The sequence below is a fragment of the Pseudomonas sp. 5.2 genome (assembly GCF_059025405.1).
This window is the reverse complement of record NZ_JBYBHH010000009.1, coordinates 1-17,421: the sequence shown is the minus strand read 5'-3', so window position 1 is coordinate 17,421 and position 17,421 is coordinate 1. Positions and strand designations below refer to the sequence as shown.

General features: G+C 61.8%; 12 protein-coding genes and 1 pseudogene. 7 read left to right on the top strand and 6 right to left on the bottom strand.

From position 1 onward, the window contains the following. Positions 1-13 precede the first annotated feature (13 nt). From AC5PZ0_RS15215 to AC5PZ0_RS15200, 4 genes and pseudogenes are all read right to left on the bottom strand, one after another. On the bottom strand, positions 14-1,345 hold the full coding sequence (locus AC5PZ0_RS15215; RefSeq protein ID WP_493855284.1) for a TldD/PmbA family protein: 1,332 nt from the start codon (positions 1,343-1,345) through the stop codon (positions 14-16). Then, on the bottom strand, positions 1,345-2,787 hold the full coding sequence (locus tag AC5PZ0_RS15210; protein WP_493855283.1) for a TldD/PmbA family protein: 1,443 nt from the start codon (positions 2,785-2,787) through the stop codon (positions 1,345-1,347). The genes AC5PZ0_RS15215 and AC5PZ0_RS15210 overlap by 1 nt, the downstream gene beginning before the upstream one ends. A gap of 31 nt (positions 2,788-2,818) precedes the next feature. Then, positions 2,819-2,932, bottom strand: a pseudogene (locus AC5PZ0_RS15205) (hypothetical protein); the annotation flags it as partial. After that, a complete protein-coding gene (locus tag AC5PZ0_RS15200) occupies positions 2,929-3,819 on the bottom strand; it encodes a LysR substrate-binding domain-containing protein (RefSeq protein WP_493855282.1) in 891 nt (296 codons plus the stop codon). The pseudogene AC5PZ0_RS15205 and the gene AC5PZ0_RS15200, both read right to left, overlap by 4 nt. A 124-nt stretch (positions 3,820-3,943) precedes the next feature. On the opposite strand from AC5PZ0_RS15200, the gene AC5PZ0_RS15195 reads away from it, so the two are divergent. The 3 genes from AC5PZ0_RS15195 to AC5PZ0_RS15185 are packed head-to-tail and all read left to right on the top strand — an operon-like array spanning position 3,944 to position 6,846. Beyond that, positions 3,944-4,924: a hypothetical protein gene (locus tag AC5PZ0_RS15195; RefSeq protein ID WP_493855281.1), complete on the top strand. Its 981-nt coding sequence runs from the start codon at positions 3,944-3,946 to the stop codon at positions 4,922-4,924. 24 nt (positions 4,925-4,948) lie between these two features. Beyond that, positions 4,949-5,908 carry a 2OG-Fe(II) oxygenase gene (locus tag AC5PZ0_RS15190; protein ID WP_186677308.1) on the top strand — a complete coding sequence of 320 codons (960 nt, stop codon included), beginning with the start codon at positions 4,949-4,951 and terminating at the stop codon, positions 5,906-5,908. A 2-nt stretch (positions 5,909-5,910) separates the two neighbouring features. Further along, positions 5,911-6,846 carry a DMT family transporter gene (locus tag AC5PZ0_RS15185; RefSeq protein ID WP_493855280.1) on the top strand — a complete coding sequence of 312 codons (936 nt, stop codon included), beginning with the start codon at positions 5,911-5,913 and terminating at the stop codon, positions 6,844-6,846. Positions 6,847-6,876: 30 nt separating this feature from the next. Here the strand turns inward: AC5PZ0_RS15185 and AC5PZ0_RS15180 are convergent, their stop codons facing one another. Beyond that, complete coding sequence (locus tag AC5PZ0_RS15180) at positions 6,877-8,679, bottom strand: acyl-CoA dehydrogenase (RefSeq protein ID WP_493855279.1); 1,803 nt, start codon at positions 8,677-8,679, stop codon at positions 6,877-6,879. A 383-nt stretch (positions 8,680-9,062) separates the two neighbouring features. Here AC5PZ0_RS15180 and AC5PZ0_RS15175 point away from each other — a divergent pair, with 383 nt between their 5' ends. Continuing rightward, positions 9,063-9,491, top strand: coding sequence for a hypothetical protein (locus AC5PZ0_RS15175; RefSeq protein ID WP_256214913.1), 429 nt, complete (start codon positions 9,063-9,065; stop codon positions 9,489-9,491). Positions 9,492-9,650: 159 nt separating this feature from the next. Continuing rightward, positions 9,651-10,172, top strand: coding sequence for a hypothetical protein (locus tag AC5PZ0_RS15170; RefSeq protein ID WP_493855278.1), 522 nt, complete (start codon positions 9,651-9,653; stop codon positions 10,170-10,172). A gap of 501 nt (positions 10,173-10,673) precedes the next feature. On the opposite strand, the gene putA is transcribed toward AC5PZ0_RS15170, so the two are convergent. Further along, entirely contained in the window at positions 10,674-14,627 is a 3,954-nt protein-coding gene (gene putA / locus AC5PZ0_RS15165; RefSeq protein WP_493855277.1) for a trifunctional transcriptional regulator/proline dehydrogenase/L-glutamate gamma-semialdehyde dehydrogenase, read from the bottom strand. 356 nt (positions 14,628-14,983) lie between these two features. Here putA and putP point away from each other — a divergent pair, with 356 nt between their 5' ends. Further along, a complete protein-coding gene (putP, locus tag AC5PZ0_RS15160) occupies positions 14,984-16,462 on the top strand; it encodes a sodium/proline symporter PutP (RefSeq protein ID WP_099430603.1) in 1,479 nt (492 codons plus the stop codon). Between the two features lie 106 nt (positions 16,463-16,568). Next, positions 16,569-17,405, top strand: coding sequence for a 23S rRNA (adenine(2030)-N(6))-methyltransferase RlmJ (locus AC5PZ0_RS15155; RefSeq protein ID WP_027592484.1), 837 nt, complete (start codon positions 16,569-16,571; stop codon positions 17,403-17,405). Positions 17,406-17,421 lie beyond the last annotated feature (16 nt).

Here is a 17,421-nt window from a genome sequence, read left to right as displayed (position 1 = left end):
CCGGTAATGCCTATCACAATGTCAGGGTCAGGCCTTTGACCAATGCCCCCGGTAAATGACTCGACCCAGTACTGCGCTGTCCATAAGTACTGGTAGACAGGATCATCTCGCGCTCGCGCGTCAGGTCCTCCAGCTGGCTGCCCAGCAAACTGTACAGGCTGTCATCGAAGCGCATGGTACTTACCGGCCCCTGAATCTGGCCATTCTCCACCCAGAAGGTGGCAAAACGGGTCAGGCCGGTCATGCGTGCTGCTGGCAGGTCCGAGTAGTTCAGGTACCACAGGTTGCTGATATACAGCCCGGTGCCCAGCCGTTCGAGGATTGCTTCACTGGCCAGGTTGCCCGTCGCCAGGCTCAAGGCGCAGGGCGACTCGTAGCTGTCGGCGCCATTCGCCACCAACGCGAACTCGGCCGCACTGCGTGCGCTGATCAGGCGCTGCACGGCTTGGCCTTGCTGGATCAGCGGCACATCGAGGCGGGGTGACCCCTCATCCGAAAACGCCGGGCTCAGCGAACCGCTGACCTGCTCGTCGAAGCTGACCAGCGGGCTCAGCTGGGCATCGCCGTTATACAGGCGCTGCAGGGCGCTGTTGCCAGTGGCCAGGGCCTGCGCAGAAAACCCGCCCCAGCACAGCATGCCGGCGATCTCGTCCATGGCCGCTGGCGCCAGGTAGGCGCGGTAACTGCCCGGTTTCAAGGTGATGGCAGGGCGGCCCAGGAACGCCAGTTGCTCGCGGGCCTGGCGCAGGCGCGCGACGAACTCGTCAGCGCTCCAGGCCTGCCCGGCATAGTTGGCTTTCACGGCCTGGCCGTTGCAGTGGAACAGGCTCCAGTCCATGTTGAAACTGTTGGCCTGGTGCCAGCCAAAGGCCCCGAACGAGCTGGCGAAGCCGCGACAGATCGGCCCGGCAGCGTAGATGCCGACCAGGTCCAGGTCGCCGGCTTCCTGTTCGATCAAGGCCAGCACTTCATCCAGTTCCGGCAGCGTGTGGTCTTGCTGGCTGTGGCTGTTCCACGGGGTTTCGTCCAGGCGCAGGTAGGGATCGACGGCCAGCAGGGGCAGGGTCTGGCGCAGTTGGCCCAGGGCATCGGCCAGGCGCGCGCGGTCCTGCACGGCATCATCGCCCAGGGTGATCAACTGCTCGGCCTGGCGGCCATCACAGATCAGGCGCAGTTGCACACTGGCCTGGCTCACCTCGCCGGCCTGGCGCACCTTGGCATGGTTGAAGCGCACGAACTGCGACTGCTCGGCGCTGTAGCCAAAGGTGAACTGTTCGCCCGGCTGCAGGGCATCGCGCAGGGCGCCAAGCAGGCTTTCGAAGCGGTGTTGGGGTGTGGCGCTCATCAGGCGTCGCCTCCGAAGACATCGATCTGGCTGAACACGCAGGCCGGCGAAGCATGGCCAACCCGCACCACCTGGTTGGGCTCGCCTTTGCCGCAATTGGGCGTACCGAGCACCTGGAAGGTGCTGGCGTCGCCGACCGCGGACAAGTTGCGCCAGAACTGCGCCGAGATGCCGCGGTAGTTGGGGTTCTTGACGATGCCCTTGAGCTCGCCGTTTTCGATCAATTGGCCCCACTCGCAGCCGAACTGGAACTTGTTGCGGGCATCGTCGATGGACCAGGAGCGGTTGGTGCGCATCAGGATGCCCTGCTCGATACCCTTGACCAGCTGCGCCAGCGAGCGGTCGCCCGGCTCGATGTTGAGGTTGGCCATGCGGTCGATCGGTGCGCGGTTCCAGCCACAGGCACGGCTGTTGGCCACGCCGTCCAGGCCGGAGCGGAACTGCGACAGGGCGCCACCCAACGGGCGCAGCAGCACGCCATCGCGGATCAGGAACTGCTTGCTGGCCTGGGTGCCGTCATCGTCGTAGCTGTAGCTGGCGAGTTCTTCGCCGATGGTCGGGTCGAAGGTCACGTTGAGCAGCTTCGAGCCGTATTGCAGGTGGCCGAAGTCACTGGCGTTGACGAAACTGGTGCCGGCGTAGTTGCGCTCGTCGCCGAGAATGCGGTCCATCTCCAGCGGGTGGCCGATTGACTCGTGAATCTGCAGCATCATCTGGTCGGGCATCAGCAGCAGGTCACGCGGGCCGCTGGGCGTATTGGGCGCCAACAGCAGTTGCAGCGCCTCGTCGGCGACCCGCCGGGCGGCGCCGATCAGGCCACAGCGCTCGATGACCTCGAAGCCGCCCTGCTGGCCGAAGTTGTCCCGGCCCAGGCTGCGGCTCTGGCTGTCTTGGCCGTCACTGGCCGTCACGCTCAGGCCTGGGAACAGGAAGCGCTGGGCGTGGCGCAGCTCGGCGCCGGCGGAGTTGAGGTAGGTTTGTTCGACCAGGGTGATGTCCAGGCCGGCTTGCCAGTCCACCAGGCGGCTGTCCTGGGGCACGCTGGCCGACTCGGCGGCGAGCAGGCCCAGGCAATCGGCGAGGTTGGGCAGTGGCTGGTCGAAGTTGGGCGAGACATGGTCGTGGCGTGCGCTGGTCACCGGTTGGTCGCGCAGGTCCAGCAGGCTATGCCTGGCGATCTGCCGGGCCAGCGCTTCGGCGCGTTCGAGCGCCTGCTGCAAGCCTTGTTGGGACAGGTCGGCGGTGGCCGCATAGGCCTCAACGCCGTTGACCCGCACGGTGAGCATGGCGCCCTCGTCCTGGCTGAAGAAGGGCGGCTCGGCCACATTGCGACGCACAGACAATGCCTGGTACGACTGCTTCACATGACGCAGGGAAAACAACTCGGCCGTGCTGCGCAGCCCAGCAAAGCGCTGGCGCAACAGGGCGCTGGAATCAAACATGCGGGAACCTCCGAGTCAGTGGTGGCTCCCCCTAGAACCACGCCACTCGCATGCCTAGGCCTGTATCGTCACGGGCCACGAGCAATGCCAGCTCATTATGGCAGCCAGGTACTTCCCTGGTCAGGAAATAACGCGGGCCGTTCAACCACCGCCCTCCCAGCAATGGGGCGGCGTTGTTACGCCCACTTTCTGGATGGCGGCCTTCAACATAGCATTCAGATGCGCTGCGACATGGTGCGAGGTGTCCGTCAGCAAGTAGACGTGGTGCTTTTCGAGGTCGGGCAAGCCCAGCCCTTCCACGTACGCGAGGGATGTATCGGCGCTATCCAGCCCTTCGACAATGCCCACGGCCAGGCCACTTCTCATGCAGGCCAGTACCGCGTGCCAGTTGGCGCTTTCCAGCAGCACACGGTACGCAATGCCGTGGGCTTTCAGTGCCTGCAAGGCCGCCTCCCGGTACGGGCAACCCTTCAACTGCAGTGCCAGCGGCAAGGGGCGATTGGGGTCATGGCTGAATCCAGGCGCAGCGGCCCAGCGCGGCTGCGTCGAGCGAAGCCACTCGCCTTGCTGCCAGTCGTCACTGCTGACCGCTACAGCCAGGTCCAGCCGCTGTCGCGCAAACAGGTCGATGAGCTCTGCGCTGGATCGCGCTACAGCCTCCAACTCCAGCTTCGGGTTGTTGGCGACGAACACCGGTAGAAAGTCGCTCATGAGGTTGGCGGCATAACCGTCGGGTACGCCTATGCGCACCTTGCCGGTCATCTGCTGTGGCGACAGCGTGGCCAGTAGCCTGTCGTGAGCCATCAAGAAACGTGTCGCTTCGCCCATCAGCTGACGGCCCGCAGGGGTTAGCTCCACCGACTGGTTACTGCGTGTGAACAATTGTTGCCCGATCTTTCCCTCCAGCTTCTGGATCTGCGTCGTCACCGCCGATGGGCTGCGGTGGACGTAGTCGGCCGCCGCCTTGAAACGGCCTAGCCGGGCCACTGCCTGGAAGGTTCTCAGTACATCGATGTCGAGGCCTTTGCCCATGGAGCCACCTGATTTGGTCGGATCGAACCAGCGCTTCGATTTAATCAACTGTACAGCCTTTATACCCACTCTTACTGTGGGGTCGAAGCCCGCATGCCCCCTGAATTGCAATGGAATGATACGGATGAGCCTGAACGACTTCGTGGTAGATGCACTCGTGCGCAACCCCGCTTACCAGCACGCACGTCTATGGACTGTCGAGAACCACGAGAAGTACTCGACATTGGCCCAGCCTGAGCCGGGACCTGAAAGCGACCACCGTTTCAACCACGAGATATTTCTGCTTATGCGCGCCTTGAATGAGCAAGGCGTAGGTCAGAGCGGGCTCTGTGCTGATGCAGAGGGGCAGGGGGCGCTCAAGGCCGTCATCGGCGACGTTGCCGAGCGGTTGGCAGCGCTGAGCAGTGGGCGCCGCGTGCACTATGTGGAGCTGGGCCCGGAGCCGATCAAGAGCGCCTGCTTGCTGAAGCGAATGGTCGAGACGTCCAGCTCCATCCGCTACACCGCCATCGATATCAACCAGACCTCGCAAGCCGCGATGAGCGATGCCGTGGGGCCCATCGTGCGCGAGGATGGCAGTTTCAATTACATCGCCGCTGATTACCGCACCGTAACCCATGAGGATTTGCGTCACGATCAGGAGCTCACACTCATCACCCTGCTTGGGTTTCAGGAGGGTAACGAGCTGCCAGTGAGCACTGGGCGGCTGATTCGTAGCCTTGCAGGTAACACCACCTACATCCTTTCGGAAATGCAGGTCTACGACGAAGGCCTGGAAAGTACCATCCTCAAGTTCTACGCCAACCCCTGCATGCTCCAGTTCTCCCAAATGGTCGCGCTTCAACAAGGCTTCATCCCCTCGGGCGAGCATGAAGCCATGCTCGTACCGCTACACATTCAGGATGAACCCATCCATGTCGCGGTAACCCTGCAACCTGTGCAGCGTCTGCAGCAACGTGGGTACCTGCTGACCAACATCTGCCTCAAGTACACGCCCGAACAGTTCCGTCGCATCAGGGCCCGGCATTGCAACTGCAGTGTGGTGGACGAGTTCGCCAGTGGTGATGGCTCGGTGCGCTACCAGATCGCGAAGTACCTTCAGTAGTGACTTTACGGGGACAGACACATCATGAATCCTTCAGACACCTTACCCCTGTTCGAACGCGGCGTAGGGCGCGTGAAGCTGGCGCTCAAGTCGACATTGAAGCGCACGCCGCGGCCATCGCCTATCTGCCTCAGCGAGCAGTTGCCCTGGTCGGACGATTTGCTTTGCCAGCACGGGCCCGTCCTCAGCGACACCCGAACACTTGGGCAGCTTGGGTATGCCGACAGCCCGCACGCCAAAATCGCAGCGGACAGCATCACCGGGGTGGCGGTTGTGCATCGGCTGTTCACGCCCGAGGGCGTTGCGGCCTTGCAAGGCATCTGCAGCCGTCTGGAGGAGGGGGCGGGTGACAGCGACTGGATCATTTCGCGGCGTACGCGAGGGGTGACGGCTTTATCATCGTTCATCAACGACATGATGTGCAGCCGCTCATTCCTGTTAGCTGTCTCGCGCATTGCAGGCGTGCCGCTGGTGCCTTACCCCATGGTCAATGCGCGCTCGCAGGTCAACTATTTCTACCCCAAGCCTGTCGAGCAACAGCAGCAACTCGGCATGTGGCACACAGACGGCACCAATTACGTGCTGAACATCGTGCTGTCGGGGGCCTGCGAATACAGCGGGGGCGAATTCCTGTTCCATAACGGCACTGTCGACAGCTTTGATGCGCTGGATCACCGTACCTTCGAAAATGCGCGCCTGGACGCACCTGGCGATGCCTTGTTCATCTATGGCAGCCGATTGTTCCACGGTGTGCGCCCGGTGGTCAGCGGGCGACGCATGTCGTTGGTGCTGTCCTTTCATTGTCCCTACTTTGGTGACGACTCCAACCGGTTTTGGCACTTGGCCTCCGACGATGGCATCCCTGCGACGATCCCTAAATGGTTGGGGTTGCGCTGGGCCTTGCAGCGATCAGCAGCCCGCCAGTTTTCAAGAATAGGCATCGAGCCGATTACGTTCGCGCAATTGCATCACACAGGGGCGTGAACATGCCAAGCAGTGCGCCGTACCTGATCCTGCTGCAAGTCATCTTTGTCCTTTCCTGGAGTTCAGGCTTTATTGGTGCCCGGCTGGGCACGGAGGACGCGGGTGCCATCAACCTGCTGTTCTGGCGGTTTCTGCTGGTCAGCATCTGCCTGCTGCCTTTTGTCGTGCATCGGCTGCGTGCGCTTACGTGGGCGCAGATACGCTACAACGCCGTCATTGGTTTCCTGGCGCAGTTTGCCTATCTGGTCAGTGTCTACATCGCCATCCGGGGCGGGCTACCGGCGGGGATTGCCGCCATCATTTGTGCGCTGCAGCCATTGATCACGGCATCGATGAGCAACAACAGCCAGCATGAGCGCAGTGGTCGGCAGGAATGGCTCGGGCTTGGGGTGGGGTTCGCCGGCGTCAGCATGATCATTTTTGCAGAGTACAGCCTGTCTGCGAGCCAGCTTAGCCTCTGGCTTTACGCCCTGCCGCTGATCGCCGCCATCACGTTGTCCATTGCCACGCTGTATCAGCGTCGGCAATCGATCATGGCGACGGACCACAGCAAGGACGGTCTGCTGATGCCGTTGTTTCTGCAATCGACTGCGACACTGCTGCTGCTCACGGCTGCAGGCTTGCCACTGGGGTTGATCGAAGTGCCTGCCAGCACACAGGTCTGGGCGGCGGTCGCATGGCTGACCCTGTTCTCCACGTTCATTGCCTACCTGAGCCTGTGGATATTGCTGACAAAGCTCTCGGCGACCCGCGTCTCGGCACTGGTCTACCTCGAGCCACCGGTGACGTTGTTATGGGCGGCGTTGATGTTCGGGGACGTGATCCATTGGACAACTTATGTGGGCATTGCGGTGGTCGCGGCAGGTATCGCCATCACCCGCCAGCCGCGCAGGTCGGCCACGCCTGCCAATGCGCTGAGCGACACGGGTGACAGATAGAGGCTCGTGAGCGCGGCACTGCGCTGGTGGCTAGAACCACCCGTCTTGCATGGTGATGCAGGTGTCGTCGCGTACCTCGAGCAATGCCAGCTCATTGTGGCAGCCCGGTACTTCCCAGGTCAGGAAGTAGCGCGCGGCCTGGAGCTTGCCGAGGTAGAAGTCACGGTCGTCGGCGTTGCCTTTGAGCAGGCCGAGTTCGGCGTGGATCGCCTGTTCCAGCCAGCGCCAGCCGACCACGCAGTGGCCGAAGGCCTTGAGGTACAGGGCCGAGTTGCCCAGGGCGGTGCTGACGTTGCCCTGAGCCATGTCACCCAGCAGGGCAAGGGTGACGGCTTGCAGGCGATTGACCAACTGCTCCAGCGGCTGGCGCAGGGTGTCGAGGCCAGGGTGGTGGCTGGCGCGCTCGGCTGTGCTGGCGATCAGGCGGATCAGTTGCTTGAGCCCGGCGCCGCCGTTTTGCGCAAGCTTGCGGCCGAGCAGGTCGAGCGACTGGATGCCTTCAGTGCCCTCGTGAATCGGGTTCAGGCGGTTGTCGCGGTAATACTGCTCAACGGGGTATTCGCGGGTGTAGCCATGGCCGCCGAGGACCTGGATCGCTAACTCATTGGCTTTGAGGCAGAAGGCCGATGGCCAGGATTTGACGATCGGGGTCAACAGGTCGAGCAGTGCCTGGGCGTGCTGCCGGGTGCTCTCATCGTCGGCTGTCTGGGTGTCGTCGAACAGGCGTGCGGCGTACAGGCCAAGGTCGAAGGCGCCTTCAACGTAAGCCTTCTGCGTCAGCAGCATGCGCTTGACGTCGGTATGCCCGATGATCGGCACGGCAGGGCTGTGCGGGTCCTTGTTGTCTGGCAACCGTCCTTGCGGCCGCTGGCGCGCGTAGTCCAGCGAGTACAGGTAGCCGGCATATCCGAGCATCACCGCGCCCATGCCAACGCCGATGCGCGCCTCGTTCATCATCTGGAACATGCAGGCCAGGCCCTGGTGCGGCTGGCCGACCAAGTAGCCGATGCACTGGCCATTGTCGCCGAAGTTCAACGCCGTCGAGGTGGTGCCGCGCCAACCCATCTTGTGGAACAGGCCAGCTAGCAGCACATCGTTACGCTCGCCACGGCTGCCATCCGGGTTCACCCGGTACTTGGGCACGATGAACAGCGAGATGCCCTTCACCCCGGGAGGTGCATCCGGCAGCTTGGCCAGCACCATGTGCACGATGTTTTCCGACAGCTCGTGGTCGCCGCCAGAGATGAAGATCTTGTTGCCCTTGAGCCGGTAGCTGCCATCGCCAGCGGGTTCGGCGCGGGTGCGGATATCGGCCAGGGACGAGCCCGCATGCGGCTCGGTCAACGCCATGGTGCCGAAGTAGCGGCCTTCGATCATCGGCTGCAGGAACAGGCGTTTTTGTTCGTCGGTGCCGAAGCTTTCGATCAGGTTGGCCGCGCCCATGGTCAGGAATGGGTAGGCCGTGGTGCCAGCGTTGGCGGCCTGGAAGTGCGCAAAGCAGGCCTGCGAGACCAGGCTGGGCAACTGCATGCCGCCGACTTCGAAGTCGCGGTTGGCGTTGAGAAAGCCCGCTTCGAGGAAGGCGTCCACGGCCGGTTTCACCTCGGGGATCAACTCGGCGCGGCCGTCCACGTAGCGCGGCTCGTTTTCATCGGCCTTGCGGTTGTGCGGCGCAAAGTACTTTTCGGCGATGGTACGGGCGGTGGTCAGCGCCGCGTCGAAGGTTTCGCGGCTGTGCTCGGCGAAGCGCGGGCGCTGGGTGAGGGCTTCGGCGTTTAGGACTTCGTAGAGCTCGAAGGCGAGGTTGCGAGGGCTGAGCAGGGTCTCGGGCATGGGGGCGGTCCTTGAGCGGGCATTGGCCGAGTCTAGGCGGGAGTGCGGATGTGGGAACAGGTCAATAGATGTGGGTGATATGGGCTTAAAAGGACCTGAATGCCTGCAAGGCTCGTGAGTAGGATGTAGGGCCGTCCGTAAGAAAAGGAAACGTCCTACATTATTTTAGGAGGTATCGCTGACGCACCGATGAGCAGGTTGGAGTAAGTGTAAAGACTTCAATCAAGAGGGGCAGGTGATGAGATGGTTGTCGCGTTGTGGCAGGGGCTGGAAAGAAGATTTACACAAAATCGAAGATCCTTTTTTGGCTAAAACCATTGTTCAATTATGCCAACACCGCCAGGGATATAACTCAGAAGTGTGTACCGCTAAGTGAGGTAAGCGTGTCAGTAATCGAACCACGGCGCTGGGTTGGTTTTTTTTGGGGAAGTATGGATGCTTTTTATGTGGGGTTTGTGGTTGTCGCTGGAATAAATCGGGGTGTGACACCATTTTTTAGCGATTTCGATTCTGCGCTTTCCAATATGGAGCGGTGGGGTGGAGGACTTGAAATCCTTGTTTGGATAGGACTGATTGCTCAGCTTTCCATTGCTGTCAGCAGTGTGCTGCTTTGCTGGGGACGAAGGGCTGGCGTTTATCTGGCATTTGCTCAACTGCCTTTTCGCCTTTTTTTTGTAATTCCATCACTTTCCTTGATCTTACTACTGCCCGATATCAGCGCATGGCTTTGGTTGTGCGTTCTGGCTGCCTGCGAAGGAACAAAAGGCTGGAGTCTTTGGTGGCTTTGGCGGATAGCTCCTGCACATCAATGATCGCCCCGGTTCGCTTGGCCGTGCTGTCAAACGTCGCGAAGCGCAAGCGCAGGCAATTCAGAGACATTCCCCACAAATCAAGGAGAAATCGGACTACTGCGGATTGAGCGCGAGCTGGTCTTGAATAGGCGCTTTGGTGTTCATAAGGAAGCGTTTCTAATGAGTGATGCCCGCGACAATGAATTGCCCGATGCCAAGGGTCATGAAGTACCGTTTTATGTCGTTTCTCCCATGAAATATGGCGTGATGACGTTCTTCACTTTCGGCTTCTACTGGTTGTATTGCTTCTATCAAAGTTGGAAGCTGCATAGCGCGAAAACGGGAGAGCAGGTCAGCCCATTCTGGCGAAGCGCTTTTGCTGTGTTTTTTATCTATCCATTATTGCGAAGGGTAAATGACCAGATTCGCGACTCAGGGAGGACCTATCCGTGGTCCATCCTGGGGCTGACATTGGGCTACTACGGTATGACCATTGCTTGGCTGGTTGCCAGCGTCGCTCTGGATGATCAATGGTTAGCTGCCTATGTTGCAGGAGCTCTCATTCAGTTGGCTTGGCTGATCATCTTGGTGCCCATGCAGAAAGGCATCAATTTCAGTGCGGGTGACCCAGGGGGGGGGGCAACAGCCGTTTCACACTGGCCAACTGGCTTTGGATGTTGCTGGGCATTGCGATTGCCGTGATGCAGTTGTTTGCCTTGGTCAGCCTTTCATCCATGGTCTGAACGTCAGTTTGCCCAGATACAAAAAAGGAGATCCGAGGCTCGCAATCCAGGTGAAAAAAATAGGTCACATAGCTTGCGCGCAATGGGCCACGCGAGGGTGTTCGGCGGAGTATTCGCTTAAAGCTGTCAGGTGCCTGCCATTCCTCTTTCTGCGCCTATGAAACCGAGCGCCTCCGGCGCGGCGCATCGCGAGCTGCGCTCGCTCCTACGTTTGTTTCGGGCCAGGCATGCCTGTGCCAGAGACGCGCGACCGCCTGGTTTGTACGACGCGATATCGTGTCATGCATCAGAGCGTTCGCGCACAAATCGCGCAGGAATAATTGGCCCGAAACAAACGTAGGAGCGAGCGCAGCTCGCGATGCGCCGCGCGGGCGGCGCTCGATCTCATAGGCGCCAAACATCTCAAGACATGCGCCCATAAAAAAGGAGAGCCGAAGCTCTCCTTTTTTATCAAAAGCCATCAACCAATGGTCATCAGGCTCGCATTACCCCCCGCAGCAGCAGTATTCACACTCACCGCCCGCTCGATTACCAAGCGCTCCAGCGCAATCTGGTGGTCGCCGCTGGACAGCCCGTGCACACCAACGATCGCCCCGGCACGCTTGGCCACTTGCTGGCACACGCTACGCAGCTGGTCCGAATCGCCATGGTGGATCACGGCGTCGAACGCCACTTCATCCTTGTTCCAATCCGCCACCAGCTTGACCTTGGCCTGCAGCTCTTTCGGCAGGCGGGCGCGCAGGGCTTTGCCCGGTTCGCCGTCAGCCCATACCGCCGAGCTGCCAACCGCCAAGACGGCAGCAAACTGCGCCAGCAGGTCGGCTTCGTTGTCCGCCAGGCACAGCACGTGCTCGCGCGGCAGGATGGTGTAGCTGTTGCGCTCGCCGGTCGGGCCTGGCAGCAGGCGGGCGATGCCGCTCTGCGACTGGCCGGCAAACTGGGTGCACAGCGCAGCTAGGTCGGCCTGCTGGTTGCTCTCGGCCCAGGCCTTGAGGCTGTGCAGTGGCTTGATCAGCTGCTCGTGCAGGGTGCGGTCAGGCTTGCCTTCGCCATCCTGCTGCTGGAAGTGACGGCCAATGGCGTCGGCCGGGCGGGTCGACAGCAGGCGGTACAGGTACAGCGGGCCGCCGGCTTTCGGGCCGGTACCGGACAGGCCTTCACCGCCGAACGGTTGCACGCCGACCACTGCGCCAACGATGTTGCGGTTGACGTACATGTTGCCGGCGTTGGCGGTTTCCACCACTTTGGCGATGGTCTCGTCGATGCGGGTGTGCACGCCGAGGGTCAGGCCGTAACCGGAGTTGTTGATCTGCTCGATCAGTTGGTCGAGGTTGCGGCGGTTGTAGCGCACCACGTGCAGCACTGGGCCGAAGATCTCGCGCTTGAGTTCGTCGAAGCTGTCCAGCTCGATCAGGGTTGGCATGACGAAGGTGCCGCGTTTGACCTCGGCCGCATCGGCGATGGCAACCTGGTAGACCGAGCGGCCTTTTTCACGCATGCCCTGGATGTGCTTCTCGATGCCGGCCTTGGCTTCGGCGTCGATCACCGGGCCGATGTCCACGGCCAGGCGGTCCGGGTTGCCCAGGCGGCTTTCGGCCATGGCACCCTTGAGCATCTCGATCACACGGTCGGCGGAGTCTTCCTGCAGGCACAGCACGCGCAGTGCCGAGCAGCGCTGGCCGGCGCTGTCGAAGGCCGAGGACACCACGTCGATCACCACCTGCTCGGTCAGGGCCGAGGAGTCGACGATCATAGCGTTCTGGCCGCCGGTTTCGGCGATCAGCGGGATCGGGCGGCCCTGGTTGTCCAGGCGGCCGGCGACGTTACGTTGCAGCAGACGGGCCACTTCGGTGGAACCGGTGAACATCACGCCTTTGACGCGCTCGTCACCGACCAGGCCGGCACCGACAGTCTCGCCGCGGCCTGGCAGCAGTTGCAGGACGCCTTCTGGAATGCCGGCTTCCAGCAGCAGGCGCACGGCCTGGGCGGCAATCAGCGGGGTTTGCTCGGCGGGCTTGGCCAGTACTGGGTTGCCCGCGGCGAGTGCAGCGGCGACCTGGCCGCTGAAGATTGCCAACGGGAAGTTCCACGGGCTGATGCACACCACTGGGCCCAATGGGCGGTGGGCGTCGTTGCTGAAGTCGTTGCGGGCTTGCACCGCGTAGTAGCGCAGGAAGTCCACGGCCTCGCGCACTTCGGCGATGGCGTTGGCGAAGGTTTTACCGGCCTCGCGGATGAGCAGGCCCATCAGCGGCTGGATCTCGGCTTCCATCAGGTCGGCGGTGCGCTCAAGGATCGCAGCGCGCTCGGCGGGCGGGGTGGCCTGCCAGATCGGTGCGGCGTTGAGGGCGCACTGGATGGCGTTGTCGACGTCGGCAACCGTGGCTTCCTGGACGTGGCCGACCACATCGCGGTGGTCCGCTGGGTTCAGCACCGGCACAGCAGCCGATTCGCTGGCGGCGCAGGCCAGCAGCGGGGTGGCTTTCCAGTCGTTGTGGGCAGTGGCCAGCATGGCGCAGGACAGCGACGCCAGGCGGTGTTCGTTGGCCATGTCGATACCGGCCGAGTTGGCCCGCTCAGTGCCGTACAGGTCACGCGGCAACGGGATGCGCGGGTGTGGCAGGCCGATGCCGCCTTCCTGGGTGGCCATGCGCTCGATGCTGGCGACCGGGTCGGCAACCAGCTCCTGGATGGAGATCGAGTGGTCGGCGATGCGGTTGACGAACGAGGTGTTGGCGCCGTTTTCCAGCAGGCGACGAACCAGGTACGCAAGCAGGGTTTCGTGGGTGCCGACCGGTGCATAGACGCGGCACGGACGGTTCAGCTTGCCGTCGGAAATCTTGCCAACCACTTGCTCGTACAGCGGCTCACCCATGCCGTGCAGGCACTGGAACTCGTACTGGCCGGGGTAATAGTTCTGGCCGGCGATGTGGTAGATGGCCGACAGGGTGTGGGCGTTGTGGGTGGCGAACTGCGGGTAGATGGCTTCGGGCACGGCCAGCAGTTTGCGTGCGCAGGCAACGTAGGACACATCGGTGTACACCTTGCGGGTGTAGACCGGGTAGCCTTCCAGGCCTTCGACCTGGGCGCGCTTGATTTCACTGTCCCAGTAGGCGCCTTTCACCAGGCGGATCATCAGGCGATGGCGGCTGCGCTTGGCCAGGTCGATGACATAGTCGATCACATACGGGCAGCGCTTCTGGTAGGCCTGGATGACGAAGCCAATACCGTTCCAGCCTGCCAGCGAGGGTTCGAAGCACAGGCGCTCGAGCAGGTCGAGCGACAGCTCCAGGCGGTCGGCTTCTTCGGCGTCGATGTTCAGGCCGATATCGTATTGCTTGGCCAGCAGGGTCAGCGACAGCAGGCGCGGGTACAGCTCTTCCATCACGCGCTCATACTGGGCGCGGCTGTAGCGCGGGTGCAGGGCCGACAGCTTGATCGAGATGCCCGGGCCTTCATAGATGCCGCGGCCATGCGAGGCTTTGCCGATCGAGTGGATCGCTTGCTCGTAGGATGCCAGGTACTTCTGTGCGTCGTGCTCGGTCAGTGCGGCTTCGCCAAGCATGTCGTAGGAATAACGGAAGCCCTTGGCCTCGAAACGGCTGGCGTTGGCCAGGGCTTCGGCGATGGTTTCACCGGTGACGAACTGCTCGCCCATCAGGCGCATGGCCATGTCGACGCCCTTGCGGATCATCGGCTCGCCGCTTTTGCCGATGATACGGGTGAGCGACGAGGTGAGGCCGGATTCGTTATGGGTGGACACCAGCTTGCCGGTCAGCAGCAGGCCCCAGGTGGCGGCGTTGACGAACAGCGATGGGCTGTTGCCCAGGTGCGGCTGCCAGTTGCCGGTGCTGATCTTGTCGCGGATCAGCGCATCGCGGGTGCCCTTGTCTGGGATGCGCAGCAAGGCTTCTGCCAGGCACATCAGTGCCACGCCTTCCTGGGACGACAGCGAGAACTCTTGCAGCAGGCCCTGGACGATGCCTGCGCGGCCGCCAGCGCTCTTCTGGTTGCGCAGTTTTTCGGCGATGCCGGCCGCCAGTTTGTTGGTGGCCTCTGCCAGTGGCGCGCTCAGGCGAGCCTGCTCCAGCAGCATCGGAATGACTTCCTGCTCGGGGCGGCGGTAAGCGGCGGTGATGGCCGAGCGCAGTACCGATTGCGGCAGGATGCTCTCGGCGAATTCGAGGAAGCATTGGTGAGCATGGTCCGGCTGGACTTCGCCAGCATCGTCGACCAGGTTGCTGGCATGACCGTTGAGTTCGGTCAGGGTGGCACCACCCTCGAGCTTCTCCAGGTAATTGAAGATCGCTTGCTTGATCAACCAATGCGGCGTGCGGTCGATGGACTGCGCAGCTGCTTTGAGTCGCTCACGGGTAGGGTCATCGAGTTTGACCCCAAGGGTGGTCGTCGCCATTTCTTATCCTCATTATTGCCACGGCTGTGGCCTAAGCTGACGCCAAGAGTAGCTGTAGGGCAATTCAGGTGCAACCAGGTGCAACCCGATTTTTTTACGGAAAAGGTGCAACTCGTCCGGCGAACATTCCTACACTTAATTAAAGGTTGTTTCTGGGGCGATTTAGTCTGAAAAATCCCGTTTTTGCTCCAAAAAGGAGCAAGAACGAGGCTTTAACTGAAAATGCATGAGTAGGTGCAACTTGAAACGGAAAAAGGGTTGCACCCTGTTTGCGATGTTGCATAGCATTCGCCACCTGGGTGCAACCGCCACGTTGCGGTTGTGCATGAAATAACAACAAACGCCAGGGCACACGCATGGGCAATCCACTAACGATCACCTTTGTGATCTATATCGCTGCGATGGTACTGATCGGCTTCGCCGCGTATCGCGCCACCAATAACCTTTCCGACTACATCCTGGGCGGTCGAAGCCTGGGCAGCGTGGTCACTGCGCTCTCTGCCGGTGCGTCCGACATGAGCGGCTGGCTGTTGATGGGCCTGCCGGGCGCCATCTACTTCTCCGGCCTGTCCGAAGCCTGGATCGCCATCGGCCTGACCGTCGGCGCCTACCTGAACTGGCTGTTCGTTGCGGGTCGCCTGCGGGTGCAGACCGAGCACAACGGCGATGCCTTGACGCTGCCGGACTACTTCTCCAGCCGCTTCGAAGACCAGAGCGGCCTGCTGCGGATCATCTCGGCCATCGTCATCCTGGTGTTCTTCACCATTTATTGCGCGTCGGGCATTGTCGCCGGTGCGCGTCTGTTCGAAAGCACCTTCGGCATGCCGTACGAGACGGCCCTGTGGGCTGGCGCTGCCGCCACCATCGCCTACACCTTCGTCGGTGGCTTCCTGGCGGTGAGCTGGACCGACACCGTGCAGGCTTCGCTGATGATTTTCGCGCTGATCCTCACCCCGGTGATCGTGCTGATCTCGACCGGTGGCTTTGACACCACCTTCCTGGCCATCGAAGCGCAGAATCCGGCCAACTTCGACATGTTCAAAGGTGCCACCTTCATCGGCATCATCTCGCTGATGGGTTGGGGCCTGGGCTACTTCGGCCAGCCGCACATCCTGGCGCGCTTCATGGCCGCTGACTCGGTCAAGTCGATCGCCAAGGCCCGTCGCATTTCCATGACGTGGATGATCCTGTGCCTGGCCGGTACCTGTGCCGTGGGCTTCTTCGGCATCGCCTACTTCTCGGCCAACCCTGATCTTGCGGGCCCGGTGACCGAGAACCACGAGCGTGTGTTCATCGAACTGGCGAAGATCCTGTTCAACCCATGGATCGCGGGCGTGTTGCTGTCGGCCATCCTGGCGGCGGTGATGAGCACCTTGAGCTGCCAGCTGCTGGTGTGCTCCAGTGCCCTGACCGAAGACTTCTACAAAGCCTTCCTGCGCAAGGGTGCTTCGCAGCGTGAACTGGTGTGGGTCGGCCGCCTGATGGTGCTGGCGGTTGCCCTGATTGCCATCGCCATGGCAGCCAACCCGGAAAACCGCGTGTTGGGCCTGGTGGCCTACGCCTGGGCGGGCTTCGGTGCGGCCTTTGGTCCGGTGGTGCTGATCTCGGTACTGTGGAAAGGCATGACCCGTAACGGCGCCCTTGCCGGTATCGTGGTGGGTGCGTTGACCGTGATCCTGTGGAAGCAATTCGACACCCTTGGGCTGTACGAAATCATCCCAGGCTTCCTCTTCGCCAGCATCGCCATCGTCGTGGTGAGCAAGCTGGGTAGCCCGTCGACGGCGATGGTTCAGCGCTTCGAAACGGCTGATGCGGCGTATCACGCTGACAAGTAATACCCGTTGAACAGGCGGCGCCCGCGAAGCAGGCGCCGCCGATCGACAGCCAGGCCTGACTCCGCCTGCAAGGCAAGGTAAACTTGCCACCCCCGCAGGAGTTGCCATGAACTATCGTCACGCCTTCCACGCCGGCAACCACGCCGACGTCCTCAAGCACATCGTGCTGACCCGCCTCATCGCCCTGATGTCGCGCAAGGAGCAGCCGTTCGCCTATATCGATACCCACGCAGGCCTTGGCCTGTATGACTTGCAGGGCGACCAGGCGACCCGCACCGGTGAATACCTCGAAGGCGTTGCCCGGTTGTGGAACCGCGACGACCTGCCGGCCATGGCAGGCGATTACCTGCGCATCATCAAGCGCCTCAATGCCGATGGCGAGTTGCGTTATTACCCAGGTTCGCCAGAGCTGGCCCGCCGCCTGATGCGTCAGCAAGACCGCGCCCTGCTCAACGAGAAGCACCCCGAAGACGGGCCGCTGCTCAAAGAGAACATGAAGAAAGACCCACGCGTCTTCGTTCACCTCGGCGAGGGCTGGCATGTGCCGCGCGCCCTGCTGCCGGTGCAGGAAAAGCGCGCGATCATGCTGATCGACCCGCCGTTTGAGCAGGCTGATGAGCTCAAACGCTGTACCACCTCGATGAAAGAGGCGATCGGCCGCATGCGCCAAACCGTCGCGGCCATCTGGTACCCGATCAAGGACCAGCGCTCGCTGACCCGCTTCTATCAGGACCTCACCAGCACTGGCGCGCCCAAGTTGCTGCGCGTGGAGTTGTATGTGCACCACCAGGACAGCCCGCAGGGGCTCAACGGCTCTGGCCTGGCCATTGCCAACCCACCGTGGGGGCTGGAGGAAGAGCTGAAGGAACTGCTGCCCTGGCTCGCCAAAGAGCTGGCGCAGACGGCGGGTAGCTACCGGATGGACTGGCTGATCGCCGAGTAAAGCGGTTCCCCAGCTG